At 67.7% G+C, this 9,308-nt stretch carries 9 protein-coding genes; 3 read left to right on the forward strand and 6 right to left on the reverse strand.

Translation table 11 applies throughout. The annotated features are described in order from the left end of the window. Nucleotides 1-305 precede the first annotated feature (305 nt). From OXQ33_RS17090 to OXQ33_RS17100, 3 genes are read left to right on the forward strand one after another with little or no spacing between them, the layout of a single operon-like run. The gene (locus OXQ33_RS17090; RefSeq protein WP_267435967.1) at nucleotides 306-1,322 is read left to right on the forward strand and encodes a glycosyltransferase; all 1,017 of its coding nucleotides are present in this window, start codon (nucleotides 306-308) and stop codon (nucleotides 1,320-1,322) included. Further along, nucleotides 1,319-2,797, forward strand: a complete 1,479-nt coding sequence (locus OXQ33_RS17095; RefSeq protein ID WP_267435968.1) for an oligosaccharide flippase family protein — start codon at nucleotides 1,319-1,321, stop codon at nucleotides 2,795-2,797. Before OXQ33_RS17090 ends, OXQ33_RS17095 begins: the two co-directional genes overlap by 4 nt. Nucleotides 2,798-2,852: 55 nt before the next feature. Continuing rightward, nucleotides 2,853-3,128 carry a hypothetical protein gene (locus OXQ33_RS17100; protein WP_267435969.1) on the forward strand — a complete coding sequence of 92 codons (276 nt, stop codon included), beginning with the start codon at nucleotides 2,853-2,855 and terminating at the stop codon, nucleotides 3,126-3,128. Between the two features lie 78 nt (nucleotides 3,129-3,206). Here the strand turns inward: OXQ33_RS17100 and OXQ33_RS17105 are convergent, their stop codons facing one another. The 6 genes from OXQ33_RS17105 to OXQ33_RS17130 form a co-directional block, all read right to left on the reverse strand. Further along, complete coding sequence (locus OXQ33_RS17105) at nucleotides 3,207-4,046, reverse strand: DUF4167 domain-containing protein (RefSeq protein WP_267435970.1); 840 nt, start codon at nucleotides 4,044-4,046, stop codon at nucleotides 3,207-3,209. A gap of 282 nt (nucleotides 4,047-4,328) precedes the next feature. After that, the gene (gene prmC, locus OXQ33_RS17110; RefSeq protein ID WP_267435971.1) at nucleotides 4,329-5,141 is read right to left on the reverse strand and encodes a peptide chain release factor N(5)-glutamine methyltransferase; all 813 of its coding nucleotides are present in this window, start codon (nucleotides 5,139-5,141) and stop codon (nucleotides 4,329-4,331) included. A 257-nt stretch (nucleotides 5,142-5,398) separates the two neighbouring features. Then, complete coding sequence (gene prfA, locus OXQ33_RS17115; protein ID WP_267435972.1) at nucleotides 5,399-6,472, reverse strand: peptide chain release factor 1; 1,074 nt, start codon at nucleotides 6,470-6,472, stop codon at nucleotides 5,399-5,401. Next, nucleotides 6,469-7,791, reverse strand: a complete 1,323-nt coding sequence (gene hisS / locus OXQ33_RS17120) for a histidine--tRNA ligase (RefSeq protein ID WP_267435973.1) — start codon at nucleotides 7,789-7,791, stop codon at nucleotides 6,469-6,471. The genes prfA and hisS overlap by 4 nt, the downstream gene beginning before the upstream one ends. 48 nt (nucleotides 7,792-7,839) lie before the next feature. After that, a complete protein-coding gene (locus OXQ33_RS17125) occupies nucleotides 7,840-8,421 on the reverse strand; it encodes an isochorismatase family cysteine hydrolase (RefSeq protein WP_267435974.1) in 582 nt (193 codons plus the stop codon). Between the two features lie 108 nt (nucleotides 8,422-8,529). Beyond that, on the reverse strand, nucleotides 8,530-9,114 hold the full coding sequence (locus tag OXQ33_RS17130; RefSeq protein ID WP_267435975.1) for a DUF4142 domain-containing protein: 585 nt from the start codon (nucleotides 9,112-9,114) through the stop codon (nucleotides 8,530-8,532). Nucleotides 9,115-9,308: the final 194 nt, after the last annotated feature.

Genomic DNA, 9,308 nt, shown 5'->3' on the forward strand with positions numbered 1-9,308 from the left:
TAAACCTTCCGGCCTAGAAACTTCCGTGCGCCAGCATCTCAATGCCAGTACCGCCGACCCCGAAGCCGCCTCAGCGACCCGCTCCGTCGCGGTGAAACCCCTCTAGGCCGGCCCCCGATTCGGGTCAACACAAAAAATGCCATTTTTCTGCAAAGTTTGAAAAAAGACGGTTTTTCAACCTTCTATGGCTCAGATAAGCCGCGATGACGGTGGGAACCTTCCGCCCATCCGGGAATCGCACCATGGGCTACCCTGCTTTAAGGGCTTCTTAGTCACCCCCTCCTAGGGACATATGCGATCCGAGTATGACGTCGCCCCGCATCAGCGTCGCCCTAAGCGTCTATAACAATGCGGCCTATCTGACGGCGGCCTTGGACAGCATCCTCGCGCAAGGCTTCGCCGACTTCGAACTGGTGATCGTCGACGACGGCTCGACCGACGCCTCTCCGGCGATCATCGATCGTTACGCCGCGCGCGATCCCCGCATCCGGGTGGTCCGCCAGGCCAATCAGGGGCTGATCGCCAGCCTGAACCACATCATCGACATGGCGCGCGGTGAGTATATCGCGCGGATGGATGGCGACGACATCGCGCTGCCCGAGCGATTCGCGCGCCAGGTCGCCTTTCTCGACGCGCATTCCGATCATGGCGTGGTCGGCACCCAGATCAGGGGCATTACCGAAAGCGGCGCACCGCGCCCCGGTCATAAGGTCGAGTATCCCATATCCTCCGACGCCGTGGCCGAAACCCTCGCGTCGCGATCGCCGCTCTGCCATCCCTCGGTCATGATGCGACGCGAAGTGTTGCGATCGGTCGGCGGGTACCGGGCGGCTTATCGCCATTGCGAGGATTACGACCTGTGGCTGCGGCTGGTCGATCGGACGCGCATGGCGAATCTGCCCGATCCCCTACTCCTCTATCGAGCCTCCGCGACGCAGGTGTCGAACCGGCATGTCCTCGCCCAGAATTTCGGCGCCTCGGTCGCGCGGATCGCACGCGCCGAGCGGCTGGCGGGGCGCCCCGATCCGACCGACGACTGGGACAGCCTGCCCCCGATCGAGGCGATGGACGCCGCGTTCGGACGCCCCGGCCTGTCCGCCCGGATCCGCGCGGACGTGACGCGCGGCATCCTGTTCTCGCCCGATGCGCTGGCAGGCGAGGGCCTGTCGCTGATCGATGCGCATCTGGAGGATGTCCGACAGCACCGGGTTCCGCCGGTCCCCGCCCTGTGGCGGACGGTGGCGCGGCTGGTCCGTCATCACCGCCCCGTCGCGGGTCTTCGACTGGCGACGGCGCTGGCCGCCCATGCGGTGCGGCGATGAGCGGCGCGTCGGTCCGGGGGGCGGCGCTCTGGTCGATCGGGGCGCAGTATATCGCCTTCGCGGTTCAGTTCATCGTCAGCGTGCTGATCTCGCGCTTCTTCCTGTCGCCCTCGGAGATGGGCCTCTATTCGATCGCGCTGTCCGCCGCGATGATGGTGTCGGCGCTTCAGGATTTCGGCATCCGGCGCTTCGTCGCGGGCGAGCGCAACCTGACCGAGGAGCAGATCAAGACCTGCTTCTCTGTGTCGGTGATCTTCGCGCTGGGCATCGGGCTGCTGATTCTGGCGCTCGCCTGGCCGGTGGCGCGATTCTACGACAATGCGCGGCTGACGCCGCTGCTGGTCATCATCGCCAGTTCCTATCTGATCGTCCCCTTCGGGATCGTGCCCAGCGCGATGCTGCAACGGCGGATGGACTATTATTCGATGTTCCTGGTCAGTGTCGGGGCGGCGCTGGTCAATGCCGCGCTGTCGCTGGGGCTGGCCTGGGCGGGCTATTCGGCCTTTGCGCTCGCCTGGGCAGCGGTCGGCCAGCAGGTCGCGCGTGCGCTGATCGGCCAGTGGCGATCGGGCATCCGGCCGCCCTTTCCGCCCAGCCTGCGCGGGCTCGGGCCGATCCTGCGCTTCGGATCGAACAGCTCGCTGCTCTATATCAGCGACGCGATCAGTTCGCGCAGCCCCGATCTGGTCGTCGGCCGCGTCCTGGGCCTGACCGCCGTGGGCCTGTTCAGCCGCGCCTCCAGCCTGGGCGCGCAGTTGCAGATGCTGGTCAGCGGCGCGGTGGACGGCGTGTTCTACCCCGCCTTCGCCCGGCTGCGCGATGCGGGCGCCGATCTGGCCGCCCCCTATCAACGGGTGGTCGCCGCCTATAGCGGCGCGACCTGGCCCGCCATGGCCTTTCTGGCGACCGCCGCCACGCCGATCGTCCTGCTGCTCTATGGCCCGCGCTGGGCAGGCGTCGCGCCGCTGCTCAGTTGGATCGCGATCGGTCAGCTTTTCTTCGCCGCGATCCCGCTGCATTTCGAACTGCCGATCCTGCTCGGGCGAATCCGGCGGCTGGTGGTCTTCAACGCGCTCGACACCATCGCCTCGATCGGGCTGTTGGTGCTGGGGGCCTGGATCAGCCTGGAATGGGCGGCGGCGTCGCGCATCCTCTATGGGCTGTTGTGGTTCCTGCTCTATGCCGGGTTGATGAAGCCGCTGACCGGATTCCGCTGGCGGGGAATGCTGGTCGTCTATGCACAGAGTCTGGTCGGAACGCTGGCGACGGTGGCGCCGCTGCTGGCGGTGTATCGCTGGGTCGCGCCGCCCGAGGCGGTCGGCATGGGGCTGTTGAGCCTGTCCGCCGTCGCGGGGGTGCTTGCCTGGATCGCGGTGGTCTACGCGCTGCGCCATCCGATCCGGTTGGAGATCAATGCGATCGTCAGCAGCGTCTGGAGCCGGATCGCGATGCGCGGGGCCGAGCGCACCGCCTGATCCAGGTCAGCCGCCCGCCTTGCCCCGGCGGCGCCCGCCACCCATAGTCGGAGGCATGAGCCCTCCCCCATCCGGTCTCGACGATCCCGAACAGGCGGCATTCGCCTGGGCGCGGTTCCGCCGCATCATGGCGTGGATGACGCTGGCCGCCGCCGTCGCGGTCGGCTTTTCGCTCGCGGTCCTTGCACATGTCCATGGCACGCTCAACTGGGTGACGGTGCTGGGGGTGATCGGTGGGATCGGGGGCATGGTGATGCTGACCGGCGCGCTGATGGGGCTGGTCTTCCTCAGTTCCGGGACGGGTCACGACGAGGATGTCGACCGGCGCTAATCCATCGCAAAAGGGCCGGTCCCCGCGCGATGCGGCGACCAGCCCTTTTCTATCAGCCAGAATAGCGGACGAGGCGGATCAGCCCGCCGCCGCCTCCGGCTCGACCGGCGCGGCCGCACGAACGCGACGACGACGCGGCTTTTCCTCGACAGGCGCGTCCGCTTCCGGCGCGGCGCTCAGCGCGGGCGGAAGACGATCGGCGTCGAAGCCCGCAGGCTCGGCCTGGTCCTGGGTCTCGACCGGGCGCTCGCGGCGCGGACGACCGCGACGGCGGGGCGCCTCTTCCTCGGCCTGGGGCGCGAGCGTCTCGACCGCAGCGACCGGCTGAGCTTCTTCGGTCATGACCGGCTGCTCGGCGCGGACCTGTTCGGCGCGGACCGGGCGACGATCGTCGCGGCGCGGGCGATCCTCACGGTCGCGACGGGGACGATCGTCCCGGTTGCGCTCGTCGCGCTGCTGGTTTTCGCGCTGCTGGTTTTCGCGGGGCTGATTGTCGCGATACTGGCGCTCGCGACGCGATTCCCCCTCACCCTGCTGCTCGCCCGGACGGATGGGATCGCCCTCGTCGCCATAATCCTCGGCATCGTTGTCGAAGCCTTCGTCATATTGGTCGTCGCGCGATTCCTGCGGCTGGCGGCGCTGATTCTGCTCCTCGAAGCGCGAGCGGCTTTCGCTCAACACCCGGAAATAATGATCGGCGAACTGCCAATAATATTCGGTGTTGACCCGGTCGCCCTGACGCTGAGCCTCGGTCGCCAGATTCTTGTACTTCTCGTACAGCTGGTTGGCGTTGCCGCGCGCGCGGTTGTCGATGCGATTGCCATTGTCGGAACGGCCGGGATTGCCACCCGGACGCTGCCCACCATTGTTGTTGCCGCCACGACCGCGACGGCGGCCGGCCTGCCGATTATTGATCAAGCTGTTCGTCCTTAGTCGTCAAACCAACAAGGTCCACTTTTCCCGGCACCGCGCGCGTCCCGCACGATGCGAAGCTCTGGCGCCCAATGGGCGCTTGCCACGGCCGCCGGACAGCAGCGACTGCATGACGAAGGGTATGGGCATCGGCCCGACATCAACGACCCCGCAAAACGGTGCCCCGAGATAACGGTGGGAATGCCGAATGTTCGCGTGCCCCTGCGCCCGCTCTAGCGGGTCGGACCTATGTCCTTCAAGTGAAATATGGGGCATCATCGCGATTGTTCAATGTGCCAGTAACGCACGCGGCCGCCCGCCCAGGTCGCGGTGCAGCGTCACGGCGAAGCCTTGCGCCTCCAGGAGCGGGGTGACGGCCTGCGCCTGCTCATGGCCGATCTCCACCACCGCCGCACCGCCGGGGGCGAGCAGACGGCGCAATTCGGGCGCGAGCAGACGGTAATCGTCCAGCCCGTCGGGCCCGGCGAACAGGGCGGCACCGGGCTCATAGTCCCGCACCTCCGCCGACAAGGGCTCGTCGGTGCCGATATAGGGCGGGTTGGTGACGATGCAGTCGAACGGACCGGTCAGCGCCGCCGCCCAGTCGCCGCGCACGAACCGCGCCCGGTCGGACAGCCCGCAGGACGAAGCATTGGCGACGGCATAGCGCAGCGCGTCATCCGAGCGGTCGACCCCCAGCCCCTTCGTCCCCCGCCACTCGTCGAGCAGCGCCAGCAACAACGTCCCCGGCCCGGTGCCGAGGTCGAGCAATGTCGCCGGCGGCCGATCCTCGAAATGGGCGAGCGCGGCGGCGATCAGCGTCTCGCTATCGACGCGGGGGACCAGTGCGCCGGGCCCCACCATCAGGTCGAGCGTCCAGAAACCGCGTGTGCCGGTGATATAGGCGACGGGTTCCTGCGCGGCGCGGCGCTCGACCAGCGTCCAGAAACCGTCGGGCACGGCGCGGGTCTGGTCGAGCAGCAAAGCATTCCGCTCGATCCCCAGCGCATGGGCGAGCAGCAACTCGGCATCGAGCCGCGCAGTCGGCGAAAAGGCGAAACGCGCGGCGGCTTCGGTCAAAGCGGTGCGGGCGTCGGTCATGCCCTGGTTCCCCGGCGAATGCCGGGGCTTTGAGAAAAAGGATGGTTCGCGCGGAGGCGCGGAGACGCGGAGGTGTTTCGCATGGCGCAACGTTCGGGCGTCATTCGACAGCGGATATAGAGGGCCTGCGGCGCAGCGAGCCGAACATCTCCGCGCCTCCGCGTCTCCGCGTCTCCGCGTGAACATCATCGTTCATGACAGGGTGCGACGTCCGACCACGCATCGCCGGGGTGAAACGGTGAGAGGCGCCGGAAGCCTCACCCATCGAGCGCGGCGAGCCGTTCGGCCTCATCCTCCGCCAGCAGCGCGCCGATGAGTTCGTCCAGCTCGCCCTCCAAAATTTCGGGCAGGCGGTGCAGGGTCAGGTTGATCCGGTGGTCGGTCACCCGCCCCTGCGGGAAATTATACGTCCGAATCCGTTCCGACCGGTCGCCCGAGCCGACCATGGACCGCCGTGTCCCCGCGCGCTCCGCCGCCAGACGCTCGCGCTCGGCCTCGTACAGGCGCGTCCGCAGCACCTTCATCGCCTTGGCGCGGTTCTTGTGCTGCGAGCGTTCGTCCTGCTGGATCACGACCAGCCCGGTCGGGATATGGGTGATGCGGATCGCCGAGTCGGTGGTGTTGACATGCTGTCCGCCCGCCCCCGACGAGCGGTAGATGTCGATGCGCAGATCCTTGTCGTCGATCTGGAGGTCGACCTCCTCCGCCTCCGGCAGCACCGCGACGGTTGCGGCCGAGGTGTGGATGCGTCCACCCGATTCGGTGACGGGCACGCGCTGTACCCGGTGAACGCCGCTCTCGAACTTCAGCTTGGCGAACACGCCCGCCCCCGCAACCGACGCGACGACTTCCTTATAGCCACCCGTATCGGGCACCGAGGCGGAGATCAGCTCGATCCGCCAGCCCTGCCGCTCGGCATAGCGCTGGTACATGCGGAACAGGTCGCCCGCGAAGAGCGCCGCTTCGTCGCCGCCGGTCCCGGCGCGGATTTCCAGCATCGCCGCACGCTCATCGGCGGCGTCGCGGGGGAGCAGAGCGAGGGCCAGCTTGCGATCCGCATCGACCAACGCGATGCGGTTGGCGTGGAGTTCCTCCGCCGCCATCTCGCGCAACTCGTCATCGCCGTCCTGCACCATGAAGGCCAGGCTGTCGGCCTCCTGCCGCAACCGGCGCACCTCGGCGGCGGCGTTGGCGACCGGCTCCAGCTCGGCATATTCCTTCGACACCGCGACGAAGCGGTCCGAGGGCAGCTCGCCGGTGGCCATCATCGCCTGCAATTCGTCGCGTCGCGCCTCGATCTGCGCGATGCGTTCGGCGGAGATGGTCTTCATCGCGTGGTCAGACGCTGCGCCAATGGAGGAAGCTGCTCGCCATGGTCCTCAGCGATCTCGTCCTCGAACAACAGGTCGAACAGGCTCTGCGCCGCCGCGTCGAGCGACACGGTCGCCTGCTCGCCGGTCTTCAGCGCCTTCACCTGCACCCGGCCGTTCGCCAGCTCGTCATCGCCCAGGATCAGCGCATAGCGCGCGCCCTGATCGTTGGCCTTGGCCATGCGACGCTTCATATTGCCGCGAAACGCCATGTCGGTAGCGACACCCGCGCGGCGCAATTCGGCGACCAGCCCGGTCGCACGCAACTCCGCCGCCGCGCCCATCGGCACCACGACCGCGTCGATGCCGGGCTTGGCGGGCTCGTCGAGCAGCATCGCCAGCCGCTCCACGCCCGCCGCCCAGCCCACGCCCGCCGTCGCGGGACCGCCCAGCGATTCGATCAGCCCGTCATAACGACCGCCCGCCAGCACCGTGCCTTGCGCGCCCAGCCGGTCGGTCACGAACTCGAAGGCGGTGTGGCGGTAATAATCGAGCCCGCGCACCAGCCGCGCATTGCGCGTCCAGGCGACGCCCGCCGCATCCAGCCCCGCCGTCACCGCCTCGAAAAAGGCGCGCGCCTCCGGGGTCAGATAGGCGTCGATATCGGGCGCGGCATCGGCGATGGGCCGGTCACGCGGGTCTTTCGAGTCGAGGATTCGCAGCGGGTTCTTCTCCAGCCGCACCAGGCTGTCCTCGGACAGCTCGCCCCGGTGCGCCTCGAAATGCGCGACCAGCGCGTCGCGCCAGGCATCGCGCGTCTCGGCATCGCCCAGCGTGTTGAGCTGGAGCGTCACGCCCTCGGCAATCCCGAGTTCACGCAGCAGCTGGTCGGCCATCACCAGCAATTCGACATCCGCCGCCGGTTCGGGCGCGCCCAGTATCTCGGCATCGATCTGGTGGAACTGGCGATAGCGCCCCTTTTGCGGGCGCTCGTACCGGAACACCGCGCCCGAGGTCACCAGCTTCAGGGGCGCATATTGCTGCCACCCCTCGGTCAGGTACGCGCGGGCAATCCCGGCAGTGAACTCCGGCCGCAGGGTCAGCATGTCGCCGCCGCGATCGGGGAAGGTGTACATCTCCTTCGACACGACGTCGGTCGTCTCGCCGATCGAGCGGGCGAAGACCTGCGTATCCTCGAACACCGGCAGGTCGAGCCGCTGGAAGCCGTACAGGCCATGGACATGCTCGAAGGTGCGCAGCACCTCAGCAAAGCGGCGCTGCTCGTCGCCGAAGATGTCCTGCGTGCCGCGCACGCGCTTGGGGGTTTCGATCCGTGCCATAGAGGTGGCGCTATCTAAGGTAGCGAAGCCCCGCGCGCTAGAGTGCGATCACGCCTCGCTCGCCAACCAGTCCGCCAGCGCGAGTTCGTCGGTCGGGCGGGTCTCGGCGCACATGCTGTGGCGCATGATCTCCAGCGCCCAGCGGCGATGCGAGTCGCTCTCGCTCGCCACCGTGTCGCCGGGCACCCACAGGTCATATTCGCGCATATGCGCATCGGCGGCGGTGAACAGGACGCAGATATCGGCGGCCACCCCGGTCAGGATCACGCGGCTGACGCCCAGTTGCGGCAGCAGCACCGGCAGGTTGGTGGCATAGAAGCCTGAAAATTGCGGTTTCACCACGAAATAGTCGCGGTCGCGCGGACGCAGCGCCTCGATCAGCGCGCGGCCCGGACTGTCCTCGCGCGCGCAATGGTCGACGATCGAGGAACGTTCGGAATGCCAATGGCCGAAATTGTCGTTGACGTAGATGACCGGAACATCCGCCGCATCCGCGCTGTCGCGCAACGCGGCGATGCGCCTGGCGGCGGCCTCGGCGGGTTCGCGCAACTGCTCGCCGCCCTCGAAATCGAGGTCGTTGATCATGTCGATGATGATGAGCGCGGCGGATTGGGGTGCGGAGTCGGCCATGGGCGATCATGCCATGATCGGGTCGGCGCGGCGTTGATCCATCTCAGTCGCCACGACCGATGGCTCCCGCCCCCTCTCCGTTCGACACGGCGAGGGGGCGGGTCGGCGTCAGGCCTTCAGGCCCTTGGCCATGTTGAGATGCGCGGCGACGGTCGGGATCAGGCCGGTCGCAAAGGTCTTGAGCGGCGCGACGTCGCCCGTCGCGGCATAGGCCTTCAGCGTGTCGAGCGTCTGCTGATGCCCGGCGGTCTGCTCGGCGATATAGGCCTGGTCGAAGGCGGTGCCGTTCAGCCCCTTCAACTGGTCCAGCTTCTGCTGCTGTTCGGCGTTCAGCGCGGGGTCGGGGGTGATCGCCGGAGTGGCCGAACCCGCCGCGGTCTTCAGCTTGGCGGTCGAGGCGGTGTGCGCCTCGATCATCTTGCGCGCATAGCCCTTGACCGACGCCGACGCACCGTTGGTCAGGGCCAGCTTCGACGTCTCGATCTCGAAGGCGTCGCTGGCCGCCGCCGCATTGGCGAAGACCTGCGCCGCCGGGAGCGCCGCCGGGGTGGCGTCGGCCATCGCATTCCCATCGATGCCGTTGGTGGTCATGGTGTCGGCGGTCGTGCCGTTCGGCGCCTGGGGCTCGCTGCGGTTACAGCCCGCAAGGGCCAACAGGGCGGCGGCGCCGAGAGCGGTTGCGCGAATGCTCATGCCATTAAGCTCCTAAGATTATTCGACTAGGCGTCTAAGCGCGCCGTGACGCGGGACGTTCCGTCGCATCCGGACCCGAAAGCCGATCGCATCGTTGGAGCCTGGCAACGCCGCTGGGCGGAACGATGAAGGAACCCGCATTATGAGCATCTTCGGCAATATCCTGGGCAAGATCTTCCATCACGGCGCGGCCA

This window comes from Sphingomonas sp. GM_Shp_1 (assembly GCF_026540895.1).
GTDB lineage: Bacteria > Pseudomonadota > Alphaproteobacteria > Sphingomonadales > Sphingomonadaceae > Sphingomonas.

What these genes read in the sequence shown, in the direction of transcription:
- OXQ33_RS17090 (WP_267435967.1), top strand. Translation starts at nt 306, where the DNA reads ATGACGTCGCCCCGCATCAGCGTCGCCCTAAGCGTCTATAACAATGCG.
- OXQ33_RS17095 (WP_267435968.1), top strand. Translation starts at nt 1,319, where the DNA reads ATGAGCGGCGCGTCGGTCCGGGGGGCGGCGCTCTGGTCGATCGGGGCG.
- OXQ33_RS17100 (WP_267435969.1), top strand. Translation starts at nt 2,853, where the DNA reads ATGAGCCCTCCCCCATCCGGTCTCGACGATCCCGAACAGGCGGCATTC.
- prmC (WP_267435971.1), bottom strand. Translation starts at nt 5,141, where the DNA reads ATGACCGACGCCCGCACCGCTTTGACCGAAGCCGCCGCGCGTTTCGCC.
- prfA (WP_267435972.1), bottom strand. Translation starts at nt 6,472, where the DNA reads ATGAAGACCATCTCCGCCGAACGCATCGCGCAGATCGAGGCGCGACGC.
- hisS (WP_267435973.1), bottom strand. Translation starts at nt 7,791, where the DNA reads ATGGCACGGATCGAAACCCCCAAGCGCGTGCGCGGCACGCAGGACATC.
- OXQ33_RS17125 (WP_267435974.1), bottom strand. Translation starts at nt 8,421, where the DNA reads ATGGCCGACTCCGCACCCCAATCCGCCGCGCTCATCATCATCGACATG.
- OXQ33_RS17130 (WP_267435975.1), bottom strand. Translation starts at nt 9,114, where the DNA reads ATGAGCATTCGCGCAACCGCTCTCGGCGCCGCCGCCCTGTTGGCCCTT.